Genomic DNA, 18,091 nt, shown 5'->3' with positions numbered 1-18,091 from the left:
TCAGTCTCCCGCGGGGCGACGGCAGACCGGGCCGGCGACCACCGGCAGTCCGAGCGCGAAGCGCAGACGGCGCAATGCCAGGCTGGTGGCTTGCGCGGTGCCGCCGTAGTCGCGAGTCCAGTTCAGCAGCCAGTCGATATCGACCGGCTGCTCGCGGGCCAGTCTGCCGGCGTGCTCCAGCGCGGCTGCATCGTTGTCATCGAACCAGGCGGCGAGGGCGCTCGTCAGTTCGGGATGCGTATTCGAAGCAGCCGTCATTCAGTGCTCAGGCCACCGCGTAGATCTGGTGGCTGTGGTGGGTCTTCGGTTCCCAGAGCAGGATGCCCTGCTGGATTTCCGGAGCGTGGATCAGGGTATCGCCGGCGCGCAAGGTGGCGGTATCGACGAAAGCCGATTCGAGCACGCGCACCAGGCCACGGATATTGCCGTGCCAGCGGCACTCACGGACCATCGTCCAGGCTTCATTGCTGAGGCCGGTCGGTGCGACCCAGTTCGAGCAGCGGGCCGACAGTCGGGTCAAGGTGGTGGCGATCACCGCGATCATGTCTTCCTCGCGGCGCGACAGTTCCGGCACCTGCAGGGTCGATGCGCCGAGGCGGGTGAACTGGTCGAGGTTCACCGAATTCTGCAGATGATTCCAGCTGCGGTTGGTCGCGTAGAGGATGGCGCATTCGAGCTGCTGCTTGGCCGAGGCGCCATAGGGCAGGTACTGGCCGCTGTCGAGCGCTTCCATCAGCACTTCCATGACCGCGCCGCTGATCTCGTGGCTTTCGTCGAGGAAGCAGACGCCATCACGGGCGTGCTGGAAAGTGCCGGTACGGGCGCCGGCACCAGGGAATGCACCGGAAACGTGACCGCAGAGCAGCGATTTGATCGCCGCCTTGTCGCCGACATTCTCGGCCGCCAGATTGACCGACACGAAGCGACCCTTGGCGCGCTGCAGGAAGTAGTAGTAAGCCAGCGTGGTCTTGCCGCTGCCGGGGCCGCCGAGCAGGCAGGCCCGGGAGATGCCGTTGGCCGCGAAGCCGCGGATGCGCGCGACCAGGGTCTGCAGTTCCGGGCTGAAGACGAAGAAGTTCTTGTAGATCGGCGTGTCGACTTCGGTGGTCACCGGCATGCGGATGACGTTCTCCTCGGTCACCGGGCCCATACGCTGGACCAGCTGACGGGCCACGCCATCGACATCCGCCGCCAGCAGCAGGCGGGTGCCGGCAAGCTTGCCGGCGACCGCGCGGCGCTCCAGCCACTGGCCGAGCGCCACCAGCTGGCTCGGATTGATCGCGATGATCAGCACGCTGTTGCCGCCGGCGTTGCGGGCCGCGATCACCTTGTCCGCCAGGAAGTCGATATCGAGCGGGTTGTTGAACAGGCTCAGCACATAGGGGCTGTCGACGCTGGCCAGCCGGGCGTCGTTCGGCAGCATCGCTTCGCAAAGCTGACCAGTGGGCAGTTGCAGCGCTTCGGCACTCAGGCGTTCGCGATCGCGGATCACCAGTTCGGAGGCGACGATCAGCAGATCCGGCGCAGGCGTCCGCGTCAGGCTGACTTCGGATTGCCGGCGGATATCGCTTTTCTTGCCTGTGCCAAACATGTCGTGACTCCATTGAACGTCGATAGGTCCGAACGCTACCGGTATCGACGCCGAAACCCGTCGCGGCCCGACATAACGCCGCCGATCGCCGACCGGCGGCACGCCACGTTTCCCTGACGCGGCGTCTTATGATTGCAGTCACGATGCCAGCCGACAAACCGATGAGCGAATCCGTCACCCCCACGCCGTCTGCGGAGCCTTCCGACAGCCTGTTCGAGCAGCTCGGCGGCGAGCCGGGCATCCGGGCGCTGGTCGACGATTTCTATTCGATCATGAACGCCGAACGCTATGCCGATGGCATCCGCGCGCTGCATCCGCCGACGCTGGATGGCTCCCGTGACAAGTTCTTCTGGTTCCTGTGCGGCTGGAGCGGTGGCCCGGATCACTACGTGTCCCGTTTCGGCCATCCGCGGCTGCGTGCCCGGCACCTGCCGTATGCGATTGCCATCGCCGAGCGCGATCAGTGGCTGGCCTGCATGCAGCAGGCGCTCGATCGCCAGCCCTGGCCCGTGCCGCTCAAGGAAAGGCTGCTCGCCTCGTTCTTCGATACCGCCGACTGGATGCGCAACCAGCCGGGCTAGGTATGAAAACCGGGGCCGATCGTCTGCGGCGGATTGCGTGAGCTGATCATGCGCAACGCGTCTTCGGCGAGCAGGCCGGCGCGGTCCTGCTTGAAGCGTTCGATCAGTTGCGGGAACGGCGTCGTCGGGGTGAAGCAGAACGCGGCCCAGCCATCGCGGCCGGTTTCCTTGACGTGGTACATGGCCCGGTCGGCAAGCTCGACCAGGTCCTGCCAGTCCAGCCCGGCCGGCGTGCCCTTCAGCGGGTATTCCGAGAGGCCCACCGAGCAGCTCAGCATCAGCGGCGCATCGCTTCCGGCGTTGAAGCTGTGCCCGGAGACCGCGCTGCAGATTCGCGTCGCGTAAGCCATCGAATGCTCGCGTGACAAGGGCCGCGACACGATCAGGAATTCCTCGCCGCCCCAGCGCGTCACGTAGTCGCCAACCCGCACCAGGTCACCGAGCAGCGCGCTGAACTGCTGCAGCACCTGATCGCCACCGCCGTGACCGTAGTGGTCGTTGACGGCCTTGAAGTGATCGATGTCGACCAGCAGGAACAGCAGGATGTGATCGGCGCTGTAACTGTCCGGCCCCTTGCGGCGATAGAACGCGAGATCCTGCGGCAACTGGTTCTGCAGATAGCGGCGGTTGCGCAGGCCGGTCAGGGCATCGGTGTAGCTGGCTTTCTCGAGCTGCTGATTGGCGACGGCCAGCGCATCGGTCCGCTGGGCGACGATGGTTTCGAGCACCGCACGGCGCTGGTTCAGCGCCCGCAGTTGCCAGTGGTGTCCGCCATAACCGACCAGCAGCAGACTGAAGGCCAGCAGCGCGTAGAAGCCCAGCGTCTCGTGGAACTTCGCCGTGATCGCGAAGTGCAGCGAAGCAGGCACCTGGCTCCAGATGCCTGCATTGTTGGCGCCGCGCACTTCGAAGGTGTAGTCGCCCGGGGGCAGATTGGTGTAATCGGCATCACGGCTCATCAGATCGGTCACCGAACGCCAGTCTTCGTCATAGCCGCGCAGCCGGTACTGCAACTGGACGGCATAAGGATTCTGGAAGCTCAATGCCGAAAACTTGAAGCTCAGGTCGCGAACCCGCGGCGGCAGTTTTTCGGCCGCGAACTGCGCGGGGCTGAGCCAGCCGTTGCCGGCGTTAACGGCTTCGATGCGCACCGTCGGCGGCACCGGATTGCGGGCCATGGTTTCGGTCGGCACCACCAGCACGCCATCGCGGGTGGGCAGCCAGATCGAGCCGCGATCGAGAAAGCCCTTGCTGTTGCCGGCGCCGTTGCAGCACTCGCCACGTGGTCCGGTACCGCGCGCGGCCAGTTCGTTGCCGTAGACCTCGGCATGCAGCAGTCGTTGTCCGCCGCCGGGGCGTGGCTTCAGATCACCGACCGGCAGGCGATACAGACCGCGCAGCCCGGCCACCCAGAGATAGCCGCGGCCGTCATCGGTGATGAAGAACGGCGAGTTCTGTGGCAGCCCCTGATCGTGAGTGAAGGCGGTCCAGCGATCACCGTCGGAAACGAATATCTGCTCGGTGGCAACGCCGACCACCAGGCTGCGATCCGGCAACTCGTGGATCGCGGTGACATCGATCTCGGCCGGCAGGCCGTTGTTGCCGCCGAGCATGTTCACGGCGCCAGACAGCCATTCGCCAAGGCCGTTCTGAGTGCCGAGCAGCAGCCGGCCATCGCGGGTCTGGTAGAGCAGGCGGACACTGGGATCGGTCAGGCCTTCGGCCTCGCCGTATCGGGTCAGCGCGCCGCCGGCGAAGCGGAACAGGCCGTTCGAAGTGGCGAACCAGAGACGCCGGGCGCGATCGCGCAGGATGCCGTTGATGCGCAGGCCGACCAGCGGCCGCAGCACCAGCGGCAGATCGTCGAGCGCGCCGTGACGAAGCAGGGCCGGGCCTTTCAGTGTGCCGAGCCAGACATCATCGCCCTCGACCATCAGGCTGTAGACATTGGGATCAGGCAGCAGGCCGCCGGCGACGACGCTGCGGAAGCGGCCGCGTTCGAGCAGGCTCAGGCCGTTGTCGGTCCCGACCCAGGTGCGCTCGGCACCGTCGTGCTCGACAGCCCAGACCAGCGGCGAATTCAGGCCTTCGGTGGTCGAGTAGCGGGTGGTCAGGCCGTTCCACAGCCGGGTCAGGCCGCGGGTGCGGCTGCCGAACCACAGATTGCCTTCGCGATCCTCGAAAGCGCTGAGATAGTCCCAGCGGGTGCCCATGCGTTCGTTGTCGACCTGTTCGGCGACCAGGCCATCGCGAATCCGGATCAGCCCCGCAGCGGTGCCGACCCACAGGTTGCCGGCACGGTCTTCGTGCAGCACGCCGATCGCCTTGCTGCCCAGCCCCTTGTCGTCGAAACGCCGCCAGGCACCGTTCTCGCGCAGATACAGGCCGCCGCTGGTGCCGGCCCACAGCCGTGACCCGGAACGCACCAGATGCTGCACGCTATCCTGAAGATTCAGGCCGGGCAGGGCCTCGAAAACCGGGTCGCCGCCATGCGTGCGATAGACCCCGCCCCAGCCGCCGATCCAGCGTTCGTTGTCGGCTTCGACGATCGAATACAGCGGCCCTGGCACGTTGCGGTCCTGCTGCAGCTTGCCATCGACCACCCGGTACAGGCCGGCGGAGGTGGCACAGAGCACTTCGCCGGTCGCGGTGATCAGCAGATCCTGGATATCGAGATGGGCGCTGGCCAGCGGGTTCTCGACCGGTACCGTTTCGAAGCGGCCGTCGCGATACCAGGCCAGGCCCTTGTTGGTGCCGATCCACAGGCGGCCGGCGCCGTCGAGACGCATCGTCTGCACCTGGTTGCCGGGCAGGCCGGGCGAGGTGGCCGGCGTGTAGTTGACGAAGTTGACGCCGTCGAAACGGGCCATGCCGCTCAAGGTACCGGCCCAGATGTAGCCCTCGGCATCCTGAGCCACGGACAGCACGCCGATCTGCGGCAAACCCTGCTCGATCGACCAGCTGTCGCGGACAAAGTTGTGGAAGCTCTTGTCGACCGCAACTGCCTGCGCGGTGCAGGGAAACAGCAGCCAAGCATGCGCGATCAGCCACAGGAACGCGGCCGCAGCTGCAGTTCGGCATCGCCGGTCAATCAGCAAGGGAGGCTTCCAGCGGCAAGCGGTCCGGGGTCAGGCATTCGTTCGGGAGGCACGTCGTCGTGCTCGGAGCATGGGGTGCATTAAAACGGCTTGAGTGTACATCCATGTTCTGTCGGGCAATCCAGGTTCCGGCCTCGCTCCGGCGTCCGGAAAGGACCGTTCGGCAGCAGCGCGGTGCATCATTCAGCGCGATCGCAAACGGGGAACACGGCGGCATGAGCGGACGGCAATTGCAGGATCAGGTGATCGTCATCACCGGCGCATCGAGCGGCATCGGCGAAGCGGCCGCCCGGCAACTGGCTGCGGGCGGCGCGAGGCTTTGTCTGATTGCCCGTCGCGAAGACGAATTGCGCCGCGTGCAGGCAGACATCCAGGCAGCCGGCGGCCGTGCCGAAATCCATGCCGCCGATCTTGCCGATGGTGCTTCGGTGGACGCGCTCTGCACCCGCCTGCTGGCCGATCATCCTCGCATCGACGTGCTGATCAACAACGCCGGACGCTCGATCCGGCGCAGCCTGCGCGAGTCGGTCGGCCGTCATCATGATTTCGAGCGGACCATGCAGATCAACTATTTCGCCGCCGTGCGGCTGACCATGAATCTGCTGCCGCGGCTGCTCGAACAGGGCGGGGCGCACATCGTCAACGTGTCGAGCGTCGCCACGCTGATGAGCTCGCCGCGCTTCGCCGCCTACCTGTCCAGCAAGGCGGCGCTCGACGCTTTCGCGCGGGTGCTGCGCATCGAGCACGAAGCCGATGGCATCACCGTGTCGACGATCAACTTCCCGCTGGTCAAGACGCCGATGACCGCACCGACCGTGGCCTACCAGCATGTCGACCAGATGATGCCGGACGAGGCCGCCGGCTGGATCGTCGACGCCGTGATCCATCGCCGGGCACGGCGCACCACTTGGCTGGCGCGCAGTTTCGGTATCGCCACCGCTGTGGCGCCCGGCCCGGCGCTGCGGCTGATCGCCGGCTATTTCCGGCGCCGTGCGCTGCGCATCGCGCGGCAGATGCAGACGCAGGTCTGATTCGGCGATCGGGCAGAATCGCTGACATTCTTCCGTCTGCGAGTTGTCCGGTGACCTTTCAAGAAGCGCTGCAAGCCCTCAAACCCGCCGGCCCCGGCGTCTGGACCGCCAACATCGGCGCCGACTGGGAACAGGGCCGCACCTTGTTCGGAGGTCTGCAGGCAGCGCTGGCGATGCGGGCGATCCGCGAACTGCTGCCGGAAGCGCCGCCGCTGCGGACTCTGCAGGTCACTTTCATCGCTCCGTTGCCTGCGGCCAATGTCCGCATCGAGGCGCGGCTGCTGCGTCAGGGCAAGTCGGCGATGCATGTCGAGGCGCGGCTGTATGACGGCGAGCAGCTGGCGGCGCTGATGATCGCGGTGCTCGGCGCCAGCCGGGAATCGACGATCGCCATCGCGCCGCCGCCGGTCATGGCCAAGCCGCCTGAGCAGTCGCTACTGATGCCGTTCATTGCCGGCATCGCGCCGGCGTTCCTGCAGCATCTGAAGCTGCAGTGGGCGAGCGGTGTGTTCCCGTTCTGTGGCGGCAAGGAAACGCGCACCCAGATCTGGGTGGAACTGCGCGATATCGCGACGATCGACGAATCGGCGGCGATCGCCATCGCCGATGCCATTCCGTCGCCGGCCATTTCGCTGTTCCGCAAGCCGACGCCGGCCAGTTCGCTGAGCTGGATGCTGGAATTCCTCGGGCCATCGCTGGACCAAGCGGCCGCGCCGTGGCTAATGGATGCCGTGGTCAGCTCGGCCGCGGACGGTTACGTCAGCCAGACCGCGACCTTGTTCAACGAGCGCGGTGTGGCCGTGGCGCTGAGCCGGCAGAGCGTGGTGATCTTCGGTTGACCAGACGGTCAGTCGCGCAGCGCGGCTGACCCCAACCGCGTCTGCTGGCATCATTGCGCCCCGCACAACCGCGGTCGAAGCTGGAATCCATGAAAAAGACCTCATTCCCGAAGCAGGACATCAAGGTTCTGCTGCTCGAAGGTGTTGCACAGACTGCCGTCGAGAATTTCCGCGCGGCGGGCTACACGAACATCGAGTTCCACGAGAAATCACTGCCTGAAGCGGCGCTGATCAAGGCGATTTCCGATGCTCATTTCGTCGGCATCCGCTCGCGCACGCAGCTGACCGCCGAAGTGATCGCCGAAGCGCGCCGTCTGGCGGCGATCGGCTGCTTCTGCATCGGCACCAATCAGGTCGATCTGGCGGCAGCGCAGGCGCGCGGCATTCCGGTGTTCAACGCACCGTATTCGAACACCCGCTCGGTGGCCGAACTGGTGATCGCCGAGGCGATCATGATGATGCGGCGCATTCCCGAGAAGAACGCCGAATGCCATCGCGGCGGCTGGTCGAAGACCGCCGTCGGCAGCTTCGAAGTGCGCGGCAAGACGCTCGGTCTGGTCGGCTATGGCCACATCGGCACCCAGGTCGGCGTGCTGGCCGAAAGCCTGGGCCTGCGGGTGATCTATCACGACATCGAAACCAAGCTCGCGCTTGGCAACGCGATGCCGGCGGCCAGCCTCAACGACCTGCTGCATCGTTCGGACATCGTTTCGCTGCACGTGCCGGAAACGCCGGCCACCAAGCTGATGTTCGGCCAGCCCGAAATCACCGCGATGAAGCGCGGCGCGCTGCTGATCAACGCTTCGCGCGGCACCGTCGTCGACATCGATGCGCTCGCTGAAGCACTGCGCAGCGGCCAGGTCGGTGGCGCGGCAGTCGACGTCTTCCCGGTCGAGCCGAAGGGCAATGACGACAAGTTCGTCTCGCCGCTGATCGGCATGGACAACGTCATTCTGACGCCGCACATCGGCGGCTCGACGCTCGAAGCGCAGGAAAACATCGGCATCGAAGTGGCGGCCAAGCTGGTCCGCTACAGCGACAACGGCTCGACCTTGTCGGCGGTCAACTTCCCGGAAGTGTCGCTGCCCGAGCATCCGAACAGCCATCGCCTGCTGCACATCCACGAGAACCGTCCGGGCATGCTGTCGCGGATCAACGAACTGTTCTCGGCCGGCGCCGTCAACATCGAAGGCCAGTACCTGCAGACCAGCGGCAACATCGGCTACGTGGTCATCGACATCGCCGCTGCCGACGAGCAGGCCGAAAAGCTGAAGGATCAGCTGGCGGCGATCTCCGGCACCCTGCGGACGCGACTGCTCTACTGAGGGCCGGCGACTGATGATTCGGGCGGAGACAGCGGTATGCGCAATGGATTGCTCCTGCTGCTGTCAGTGCTCGCGATGAGCAGCGCGTCGGCAGCGCCGAAGGCAGCGCCCTACGGCTCCTGGGCTTCGCCGATCACCTCGGATGCGATCGTCGCCGATGCCTTGAAGCTCGGCCAGGTCGCGCTCGATGGCGATTCGATCTACTGGGTCGAAGGCCGGCCAGCGGAAGGCGGACGCAACGTGCTGATGCTGCAGCGGCCGGATGGCCTCGTCGCTGAGATGACGCCGGCCGCGTTCAACGTCCGTACCCGCGCCCACGAGTACGGCGGCGGGAGTTTCGCGGTCGCTGGGCACATCGCCTACTTCGCGAATTTCAGCGATCAGGCGCTGTATCTGCAGCCGCCGGATGGTCCGCCGCAATATTTTGCCGGCGAGGCCGGCGCCCGCTTCGCAAACGGCCTGATCGATGGACCGCGCAGCCGGATGATCGCGGTGCGTGAAGCTCATCCCGCGGACGGCAGCGAAGCGGCCAACACTTTGGTGTCGATCGGCCTCGAAGGCGAGCACGTCATCCGCACCCTGGTGCGCGGTTCCGATTTCTATTCGTCGCCCGCATTGAGCCCGGATGGCCAGCAGCTCGCCTGGCTGAGCTGGTCACACCCGAACATGCCTTGGGACGGCACGATTCTGCAGGTCGGCCGCTTCGATGCCGACGGCTTCATCGTCGATATCCGCACCGTCGCTGGCGCTGCCGACGAATCGGTCTTCCAGCCGCAGTGGTCGCCGAGCGGCGAGCTGGTTTTCGCATCGGACCGCAGCGGCTGGTGGAACCTGTACGGCTGGAACGGCAGCAAGACCCGGCTGATCCACGAAGCTCAGGCCGAGTTCGGCGAGCCGCAATGGGAGTTCGGCATGAGCCGCTACGGCTTCCTGCCGGATGGCCAGATCGTCGCCAGCTACCTCGCCAACGGCATCGCCAAACTGGCGATCATCGACAGCAAGACCGGCAAGCTGAAGGACATCCCGACGCCGTTTCGCGAGATCAAGGAGCTGCGTGTCGGCAACGGCTTCGTCGCCTTTCTCGGCGGCTCGGACAGCGAAGCGCGTTCGCTGGTGCGGCTGGACCTGAAAACCGGCCGATTCGAGATTTTGCGTCGCGGCAGCACGCTGAAAGTGGAACCGGCCTATCTGTCGAAACCCCAGCCGATCGCCTTCCCGACTACCGGCGGCAAGATCGCCTACGCGTTCCACTACCCGGCGGCCAATCCGGCCTATGTCGGTCCGAAAGGCGAACGCCCGCCGCTGATCGTGCTCAGCCACGGCGGCCCGACCAGCCAGGCGACGCCGACCTTCAACCCGGCGATCCAGTTCTGGACCTCGCGCGGCATCAGCGTCGTCGACGTCAACTACGGCGGCTCCAGCGGCTATGGCCGCGATTACCGGCGCCGGCTCAACGGCAACTGGGGCATTGTCGACATCGACGACTGCGTCAACGCCGCCAAGTACCTGGTTGCCCAGGGCCTGGCAGACGGCGACCGGCTGGCGATCCGCGGCGGCAGCGCCGGCGGCTACACCACGCTCGGGGCACTGGCGTTCCGGCCCGGCGTGTTCAAGGCCGGCGCCAGCTACTACGGCGTCGGCGATCTCGAAGTGCTGGCCCGCGACACCCACAAGTTCGAATCGCGCTACCTCGACAGCCTGGTCGGCCCGTATCCGGCCGAAAAAGCGCTGTACGCCTCACGCTCGCCGATCAACAGCGTCGACAAGATCGCCAGTGCCCTGATCCTGTTCCAGGGCCTGGACGACAAGGTCGTCCCACCGAATCAGTCGCAGATGATGTTCGACGCGGTGAAAGCCAAAGGCCTGCCGGTCGCCTACCTGCCATTCCCCGGCGAAGGCCACGGCTTCCGTGCGGCGGCGGCGATCAAGCGCAGTCTGGAAGCGGAGCTGTACTTCTATGGTCAGGTGCTCGGCTTCAAGCCGGCGGATGCGCTGGAGGCGGTAGCGATCGAGAATCTGCCGGTGAATTGATCCAACGGCGTCTGGAAATCTATTCACCAAGAACGATAAGAATCCCATGAAATGATGTTGATCAAATACTTGAAAGTATTTTATCTATTCATTTTCTATTCAATATTCTATGCTTCCGGGCATGGAAGAAGATCTGCTCCTGTTTCTGACCTCAGGGCCGAAGACGGCGGCCGAGCTTGTCGAGCGCCTTGCTGTCAGCCAGCCGACCGTGTCGCGCCGGCTGGCCAGGCTTGCACCGCAAGTCATGAGGCTCGGGCTCGGACCCGGTACCCGCTACGGGCGGCGTCGAGCCATTCAGGCGCTGCACGGCGATCAGCCGGTCTATCGGATCGACGCCGAAGGCCGGGCCAGCGAAATCGGCGTGCTCGCGGTCCTGCATGGAGGTTGCTGGTATCAATCGCTGGATGGCGGCACTTCCGAGGTCTATCCGGACTTGCCGTGGTTTCTCGACGACATGCGGCCGCAGGGCTTCATCGGCCGCTGGTTGTCGACCAATGCCCAGGACCTGGGCTTGCCCGCGCGGCTGTCGGACTGGTCCACGGATCAGGCGCTGTACTGGCTGGCCCAGCGCGGCGAAGACGCAGTTGGCAACCTGATCATCGGCAGCGAATCGCTGCGCCGCTATCAGGCGCTGCCGCCGCCCGAAGCGCTGTCCCGCGACCACTATCCGGAGCTGGCAAACCGCGCACTGGCGGGCGAGATGGGCGGCTCGTCGCCTGGCGGCGAGCAGCCGAAGTTCACAACATTCGCCGTCGCTGATGATGGCGCGCTGCGTTCAGTGCTGGTGAAGTTTTCCGAGCCGCTGGATACGCCGTCGGGCCGTCGCTGGGGCGATCTGCTGATCGCTGAAAGCATCGCTGCCGCCTTCATCGCTGAGGCCGGCATTGCTGCTGCGCGCAGCGAAGCGTTCGAGCGCGGTGGACGGATATTCCTGGAAGTCGAGCGCTTCGATCGCGTCGGCAGCCACGGCCGACGCGGCGTGTTTTCGCTGGCGTCGGTTGACGATCAATTCGTCGGCGGGCGGCAGAACTGGCAGGCATCGGCGCTGGCACTGGTTGAGCAGCGGCTGCTGCCTGCCGAGGACGCCGATCGGGTCGCCTGGTTGTCGGCATTCGGTGCCTTCATCGCCAACAACGACATGCATTTCGGCAACTTGAGCCTGCGTTTCGACGGCCGCTGGCCGCTGCGTCTGGCACCCAGTTACGACATGCTGCCGATGCTCTATGCGCCGCAGCGCGGTGAAGTTCGCGATCCGCCGTTCGTGCCGCGTTTGCCGCTGACTCGGGCGCTGGAGCAAGGCCGGGCTGCGCAGGCAATGGCAGTGCGCTACTGGCAGCGGCTGGCGAACGAGGCGCGAATCACGCCGGCATTCCAGGCGATTGCGGCCGCCAGTGCTTCGGCCGTCGAAGCATTGCGCGGCTGACCATAGCCGTAGACTGCCGCTCATGAATCCTCCGAACCGCCTGAAGCAATCGCTGCTACCGGCCCTCAGCGGCCCGGTGAAAACCCGGCTGCGCAACTGGGTGATCGGCGTATTCCCGCGCAATGCTCAGCTGGCGATCGAGTACGACCAGCCGCTGGGTGATCCTGGCTTGTTTGGGCCGGATTCGGTGACCTGGCGCATCCACGGCGATTTCCCCGCAATGATGGCCGGCGGCATCGGCGCGCTGATGTTGCAGACCCTGCACCCGGCGGCACTCGCTGGCGTCTGGGATCACTCGAACTTTCGACACGATCTGATTGGCCGCCTGCGTCGTACCACGGCGTTTGTCGCCGGCACCAGCTATGCGCCGACCAGTGAAGCCCAGCGCCTGATCGCCCGCGTGCGCGGCATCCACGACCGGGTGCGCGGGGTCACCGAGGACGGCCAGCCTTACGAAGCGAACGATCCGGCGCTGCTGACCTGGGTACACGTCACCGAAGTGTCGAGCTTCCTGCGCGGTTACCTGCTCTATGCCGATCCGACGCTGCCGCTGGCCGTGCAGGATCGCTATTACGCCGAGAACGCCCAGGTGGCGATCGCGCTGGGCGCCGCCGAGGTGCCGACATCGGTGGCCGAAGTCGCGGCTTACTTCGAGTCCGTGCAGAAGGATCTGCGCTTCAGCGAACGCTCGCGCGAAGTGCTTACGGCGCTGGCCGACATGAAGCTGCCGATTCCGATGGCCGGCGTCTCCAAGCATCTGTTTCTCGGCGCCGGTGCGGCGCTGCTGCCGGATTGGGCGGCGGCGCGCATCGAGCGCTCGGTGTTCCAGCGCCTGCGTGACCAGGCCGGCGCGCGCAGCCTGAATGCGCTCGGCCCGCTGTTCCGTGCCGCGCTCACCGATGGCATCGCGCAGCGGGCTTGTCGGCGAGTCGGCATTGATCTGGCCGCGCTGCGCAGTTTCCCGGCGATGCTGCCCCCGAGTCCGGCTCGCCGCACACCGCGGCGCAAGCAGGCCTGAACCGATGAGCGCGGCGCCGCAGCGCAAGATCGTTCATGTCGACATGGACGCGTTCTATGCGTCGGTCGAACAGCGCGACGATCCGAGCCTGCGCGGCAAGCCGGTGGTGGTGGCCTGGAAAGGCCAGCGTTCGGTGGTCTGCGCGGCGTCCTACGAGGCGCGCACCTACGGCATCCGTTCGGCGATGCCGGCGATCCGCGCCGAGCGCCTGTGCCCGCAGGCGCTGTTCGTGCCACCGGATTTCGTTCGCTATCGGGCGGTATCGCGAGCGACGCGGGAGATCTTCGCGCGCCACACCGCACTGATCGAGCCACTGTCGCTCGACGAGGCTTATCTCGATGTCACCGAGAACCTGTCCGGCCTGAGCAGCGCCACGGCGGTCGCGGAGGCAATCCGCGATGCGATCCGCGACGAGCTGAACCTGACCGCCTCGGCCGGCATCGCGCCCAACAAGTTTCTGGCCAAGATCGCGTCGGACTGGCGCAAGCCGGATGGCCAGTACGTGATCCGGCCGCGCGAGGTCGAAGCCTTTCTGGCGCCGCTGCCGGTGGCCAAGATTCCCGGTGTCGGCAAGGTCATGAACGGCAAGCTGGCAGCGCTGGGCGTGAGCACCGTCGGCGATCTGCGCGGGCTGGAACTGGCGGCGCTTGAAGCACGCTTCGGCCGCTACGGCCGGCGTCTGTACGAGCTGGCGCGCGGGATCGACGAGCATCCGGTGATCGCCGATCGGCCGGTGATGTCGGTCTCCGCCGAAGACACTTTCGCCGAGGACGTGCCGCTGAGCGCGCTCGAACCGATGATCCGTCGGCTGGCCGAGAAAACCTGGGCGGCGGCGATGAAGACGCCGCGCATCGCACGCACCGTGGTGCTGAAGCTGAAGACGCGCGAGTTCCGCATTCTCACCCGCAGCCTGACACCGCCACAGCCGCCGGCGAGTTGCACCGAACTGACCGACATCGCGCTGGCGCTGTGCGGCCGCGTCGAGACCGATGCCGAGGCGCGCTATCGCCTGGTCGGCGTCGGCCTGAGCAACTTCGGCGAACCGGAGGCCGCGCGCCCGACCAGCCAGCCGGACCTGTTCGCCAGCGTTTGAGTGGGCGCCTTTGCCAGCGCATGGCGTGCAGCAGAAAGCCGGAAGCTGTGGTCATACTCGCCTCAAGCCTGTTCGCGACACCGGCGCATCCTGCCGGGCAACGCGGCTCACCGATCTTCGAACCGACATGAAATCCCGCCATCTGCTGCCCGTCGTCACTGGTCTGATGCTGTCTGCCTGCGCGTCTCCGGCCCATGCGGAAGCGACAGTGGACGCGGCCAATCCACTGATGCAGGCCAGTCCGCTGCCGCTGCAATACCCGCCGTTCGACCAGATCCGCAACGAGCATTTCCAGCCGGCGCTGGAAGCCGGCATGCGCGAGCAACTGGCGGAGATTGCGGCGATCGTCGCCAATCCGCAGGCGGCCAACTTCGATAACACCGTGGTCGCCATGGAGAAATCCGGCCAGTTGCTGGGCCGCGCGCTGACCGTGTTCTCGAACCTGAATGCGACCAACACCAACCCGGAGATGCAGAAGATCCAGCAGACGGTGGCGCCGCTGCTGGCGGCACATCGCGATGCGATCTTTCTGAACGCGGCGCTCTACCAGCGCGTGCTCGCCGCAGCGGCGACCGATGAAGCGAAGTCGCTGGACCCGGAATCCGCCCAGTTGCTGAACCGCACGCTGACCCAGTTCCGGCGCGCCGGCGCCGCGCTCGGCGAAGCGCAGAAGACGCGGCTGCGCGAGCTGAACACACAGCTGTCGACCTTGACCACGCAGTTCCAGCAGAACCTGCGGCAGGCGACCAAGGATGCTGCAGTCGTCGTCGACGATGCGGCTCGGCTCGATGGCTTTTCGGCCTCGCAGATCACTTCGGCCGCCGAAGCGGCAAAGGCACGCGGGCTCGATGGCAAATGGCTGATCACCCTGCAGAACACCACCTTGCAGCCCGGCCTGCAGCAGTTGAAGAATCGTGATTTGCGGGAAAAGCTTTATCGCGCTTCAGTCGGCCGCGCCGTGAGCGGCGCCACCGACAACCGCCCGGTAGTCGCCGAGATCGTCAAGCTGCGTGCCGAGCGGGCGCAGTTGCTCGGCTATCCGAACCACGCCGCCTGGGTGCTCGAAGACGAGACCGCGGGGAGCACCGCGGCGGTCAACAAGATGCTGGCCGAGCTGACGCCGCCGGCGGTCGCCAATGCCAAGCGCGAAGCCGCTGACATCCAGGCACTGATCGACGCTCGGGCGAAGGCAGCCGGCCGCAAGACCTTCAAGCTCGAAGCCTGGGATTGGCCGTATTACGCCGAGCAGGTCCGTGCCCAGCGCTATGCCTTCGACGATGACGCGGTGCGGCCGTATTTCGAGATCGGCAACGTGCTCGAAAAAGGCGTGTTCTTCGCCGCCGAGAAGCTTTACGGCCTGCATTTCAAGCCGCGTAGCGATCTGCCGCTGTATCACCCGGACACCAAGGTCTACGAGGTCACCGACCGCAACGGCAGCCTGCTCGGCCTGTTCATCGCCGATTACTACGCCCGCGACTCGAAGCAGGGCGGGGCGTGGATGAACAGCTATGTGACCCAGTCGCAGCTGTTCGGATTGAAGCCGGTGGTCGGCAATCATCTGAACGTGCCGAAGCCCTCTGAAGGCCAGCCGACCCTGCTGAGTTTCGATGAAGTGACGACCATGTTCCACGAGTTCGGCCACGCGCTGCATGGCCTGTTCGCGAGCGCGCAGTACCCGTCGCTGTCCGGCACGTCGGTGCCGCGCGATTTCGTCGAGTACCCGTCGCAGTTCAACGAGATGTGGGCCAGCGATCCGGCCGTGCTCGCCAACTACGCGCGTCACTGGCAGACCGGCGCACCGCTCGACCCGGCGCTGGTCGACAAGCTGCTCGCAGCCGGCCGATTCAATCAGGGTTATGAGACGACCGAATACCTGGCGTCGGCGGTGCTCGATCAGCACTGGCACCAGCTCGCAGCCGGCAGCACGCCGAATGCCGCCGGTGTTGTCGCCTTCGAGCAGGCGGCGCTGAAGGAAGCCGGCCTGGCGCTTGGCCCGGTGCCGCCGCGCTATCGCTCGCCGTACTTCGCACACGTCTTCAGCGGCGGTTACGCGGCCGGCTACTACGCCTACATCTGGAGCGATGTGCTGGCCCGCGACAGCGAAAGCTGGATGAAGGCGCACGGCGGCCTGGACCGCGCCAACGGCGATTTCTTCCGCGCCAAGGTCCTGAGCCGAGGTCGCAGCACCGAGGTGCTGAGCTTGTTCCGCGCGTTCTACGGCGCCGAACCCGATCCTGTTCCGCTGCTCGAAAGTCGCGGCCTGGTGCCGCCAGGCAAGACCAAATCGAAAGCGGCTGCAGCAGTCACGCCTTGATTCGCCGGAATTCCTATAACTAGAAGCTGGAGGAGACGACATGCGAAAGCTTTTGCCACGCAGGCTGCTGCCGCTGTTGGTGTTCGGGTTGTCGGTGTTCGCGGTGCAGGTCGTTCCGGCTGCTGCGGCTGACAAGCTGACGCCGCAGGCCGCCGAAGTGCTGGTCAGGGAATCCGGGCTGGCCGATCAGCTGCCGTCGATCGCACCATCGGTCGCCGCCGGCCTGACCCTGAATCCGGGCTTCGCCAGCAATCTCAGCGAAGACCAGTTGCAGATCGTGCTGAAGGCGTTCGCGAACGCTTACGCGCCGCTGCGGCTTTCTGCCGATATCTCGACGGAACTCGCCGGCCAGCTGAAGCCCGCCGCCGCGCAGGAAGCCCTGACCTGGTTCCAGTCCGAACTCGGCCGCAAGATCACCGCGCTCGAAGACACGGCATCGAAATCGGCATCGGATTCGACGGCGATGGAGCAGGCGCAGGAGTTGTATCAGCGCCTGGCGCCGCGCCGGGCCGAGCGCTACGAAAAGCTGGCCAAGGCTTCGGACGTGGCCGAATCGTCCGCCCAGTTGCTGATCAATACCTCGGCTGGCACCGCCTACGGCGTGGCCTCGACGACTGGTGCCGCGAGCCCGCCGAACTTCGACGAGATTCGCGGTGAATACGCGCGCAACCGCGCCGAGATGACCGAAGCGCTGCGCATCCAGTTCATCGTGCTGTTCGCCAGTGCCTATCAGTCTCTGCCCGAAACCGAGCTTGATCAGTACATCGCGTTCGTCGAATCGCCGTCCGGCCAGGCCTTCCACAAGGCGATGGCGGTGGCGATCGATCGCGCGATGGTCAAGGCGACCAAGGAGGCCGGCAAGCAGGTCGGCGAGGCGGTTCGGGTAAAGAAGGCGCAGACGCCGGCATGATCAATCCGTCCCATGTGGTATCGGCCGATGGCACGCGCGTCGGCTGGGTGCAGCGCGGGCAGGGACCGATGCTGGTCCTGGTTCATGGCGCGACCGCCGACCACACACGCTGGGCGGGCGTCGAAACGCAATTGGCGGCGCGCTTCACCTTGCGGATGATCGATCGTCGCGGGCGTGGCCTGAGTCGCGAGGAGGCCGCAGGTCCATATCGCATCGCCGCCGAAGCGGACGATGTGCGGGCGGTGGTCGCGGCGGCAGCGGAAGCGCAGGCAGCGCCTGTGTTTCTGCTCGGCCATTCCTATGGCGGGCTTTGCGTGCTCGATGCGGCGCGCGACAATGACGCCGTTGCCAGGCTGATGGTCTACGAGCCCGCGTTCGCGACGCCGGGTCTCGACGTCATCGGTCCGGAGGCGCTGACCGAGCTGAGTGCCTTGATCGCGGCCGGGCAGCGCGATACCGCACTCGAGCAATTCTTCGTCCGAGTCATCGGCGTGCCGGCCGAACAGGTGGCGATGATGAAGACGCTGCCGATCTGGCAGCAGCGGCTCGATGCCGTGCATACGCTGGCCCGCGAAGGTGCTGCCGCCAATGCCTGGCAGCCGCGGCAACTTGCAGAACTGACGATGCCGCTGCGGATATTGCTTGGCTCGATCAGCCCGCCGTGGCTGCAGGCGGCGGCGCGTGCGGCGCATCGTGCGGCTCCGGCGAGCAGCCTGGTCGAACTGCCGGGCCAGGCCCATGGCGCGATGGACAGCGCGCCGCAGATGTTCGTTGATGAAGTGAGCCGTTTCTTTCTTTCGTAGTTTCCCTTTTGCCATAACCGGATCGAAGCTAGCC

At 65.9% G+C, this 18,091-nt stretch carries 14 protein-coding genes; 11 read left to right on the top strand and 3 right to left on the bottom strand.

The window, feature by feature from the left end; all coding sequences use genetic code 11:
- Together G513_RS0112415 and G513_RS0112410 are read right to left on the bottom strand one after the other, a co-directional pair.
- Positions 1 to 258 carry a hypothetical protein gene (locus G513_RS0112415; protein WP_022977169.1) on the bottom strand — a complete coding sequence of 86 codons (258 nt, stop codon included), beginning with the start codon at positions 256 to 258 and terminating at the stop codon, positions 1 to 3.
- Between the two features lie 7 nt (positions 259 to 265).
- A complete protein-coding gene (locus G513_RS0112410) occupies positions 266 to 1,591 on the bottom strand; it encodes a sigma 54-interacting transcriptional regulator (protein ID WP_022977168.1) in 1,326 nt (441 codons plus the stop codon).
- 161 nt (positions 1,592 to 1,752) lie between these two features.
- Here G513_RS0112410 and G513_RS0112405 point away from each other — a divergent pair, with 161 nt between their 5' ends.
- Positions 1,753 to 2,172 carry a group II truncated hemoglobin gene (locus G513_RS0112405; protein WP_028475475.1) on the top strand — a complete coding sequence of 140 codons (420 nt, stop codon included), beginning with the start codon at positions 1,753 to 1,755 and terminating at the stop codon, positions 2,170 to 2,172.
- Here the strand turns inward: G513_RS0112405 and G513_RS22810 are convergent.
- A complete protein-coding gene (locus G513_RS22810) occupies positions 2,169 to 5,270 on the bottom strand; it encodes a ligand-binding sensor domain-containing diguanylate cyclase (protein WP_022977166.1) in 3,102 nt (1,033 codons plus the stop codon). The two genes, G513_RS0112405 and G513_RS22810, sit on opposite strands and share 4 nt — an antisense overlap.
- A 215-nt stretch (positions 5,271 to 5,485) precedes the next feature.
- Here G513_RS22810 and G513_RS0112395 point away from each other — a divergent pair, with 215 nt between their 5' ends.
- The 10 genes from G513_RS0112395 to G513_RS0112350 all read left to right on the top strand — a co-directional run bounded on the left by G513_RS0112395 (position 5,486) and on the right by G513_RS0112350 (position 18,057).
- A complete protein-coding gene (locus G513_RS0112395; RefSeq protein WP_022977165.1) occupies positions 5,486 to 6,301 on the top strand; it encodes an SDR family NAD(P)-dependent oxidoreductase in 816 nt (271 codons plus the stop codon).
- A 50-nt stretch (positions 6,302 to 6,351) separates the two neighbouring features.
- Positions 6,352 to 7,140: an acyl-CoA thioesterase gene (locus tag G513_RS0112390; protein ID WP_022977164.1), complete on the top strand. Its 789-nt coding sequence runs from the start codon at positions 6,352 to 6,354 to the stop codon at positions 7,138 to 7,140.
- A gap of 89 nt (positions 7,141 to 7,229) precedes the next feature.
- Positions 7,230 to 8,465, top strand: a complete 1,236-nt coding sequence (serA, locus tag G513_RS0112385; RefSeq protein WP_022977163.1) for a phosphoglycerate dehydrogenase — start codon at positions 7,230 to 7,232, stop codon at positions 8,463 to 8,465.
- Between the two features lie 36 nt (positions 8,466 to 8,501).
- On the top strand, positions 8,502 to 10,496 hold the full coding sequence (locus G513_RS0112380; RefSeq protein WP_022977162.1) for a S9 family peptidase: 1,995 nt from the start codon (positions 8,502 to 8,504) through the stop codon (positions 10,494 to 10,496).
- Positions 10,497 to 10,617: 121 nt separating this feature from the next.
- Positions 10,618 to 11,919, top strand: a complete 1,302-nt coding sequence (gene yjjJ, locus G513_RS0112375) for a type II toxin-antitoxin system HipA family toxin YjjJ (protein WP_022977161.1) — start codon at positions 10,618 to 10,620, stop codon at positions 11,917 to 11,919.
- Between the two features lie 22 nt (positions 11,920 to 11,941).
- Positions 11,942 to 12,937: an oxygenase MpaB family protein gene (locus G513_RS22805; RefSeq protein ID WP_022977160.1), complete on the top strand. Its 996-nt coding sequence runs from the start codon at positions 11,942 to 11,944 to the stop codon at positions 12,935 to 12,937.
- Between the two features lie 4 nt (positions 12,938 to 12,941).
- A complete protein-coding gene (dinB, locus tag G513_RS0112365) occupies positions 12,942 to 14,030 on the top strand; it encodes a DNA polymerase IV (RefSeq protein WP_022977159.1) in 1,089 nt (362 codons plus the stop codon).
- 127 nt (positions 14,031 to 14,157) lie between these two features.
- Positions 14,158 to 16,344, top strand: coding sequence for a M3 family metallopeptidase (locus G513_RS0112360; protein ID WP_022977158.1), 2,187 nt, complete (start codon positions 14,158 to 14,160; stop codon positions 16,342 to 16,344).
- A 40-nt stretch (positions 16,345 to 16,384) separates the two neighbouring features.
- Complete coding sequence (locus G513_RS0112355; RefSeq protein ID WP_022977157.1) at positions 16,385 to 17,254, top strand: DUF2059 domain-containing protein; 870 nt, start codon at positions 16,385 to 16,387, stop codon at positions 17,252 to 17,254.
- Positions 17,251 to 18,057, top strand: a complete 807-nt coding sequence (locus G513_RS0112350) for an alpha/beta fold hydrolase (RefSeq protein WP_022977156.1) — start codon at positions 17,251 to 17,253, stop codon at positions 18,055 to 18,057. The genes G513_RS0112355 and G513_RS0112350 overlap by 4 nt, the downstream gene beginning before the upstream one ends.
- Positions 18,058 to 18,091 lie beyond the last annotated feature (34 nt).

It is taken from the genome of Nevskia ramosa DSM 11499, from assembly GCF_000420645.1.
In the GTDB taxonomy this organism is placed as follows: domain Bacteria; phylum Pseudomonadota; class Gammaproteobacteria; order Nevskiales; family Nevskiaceae; genus Nevskia; species Nevskia ramosa.
The sequence above is the reverse complement of the archived record's forward strand: the minus strand, read 5'-3'. Positions and strand labels throughout refer to the sequence as shown.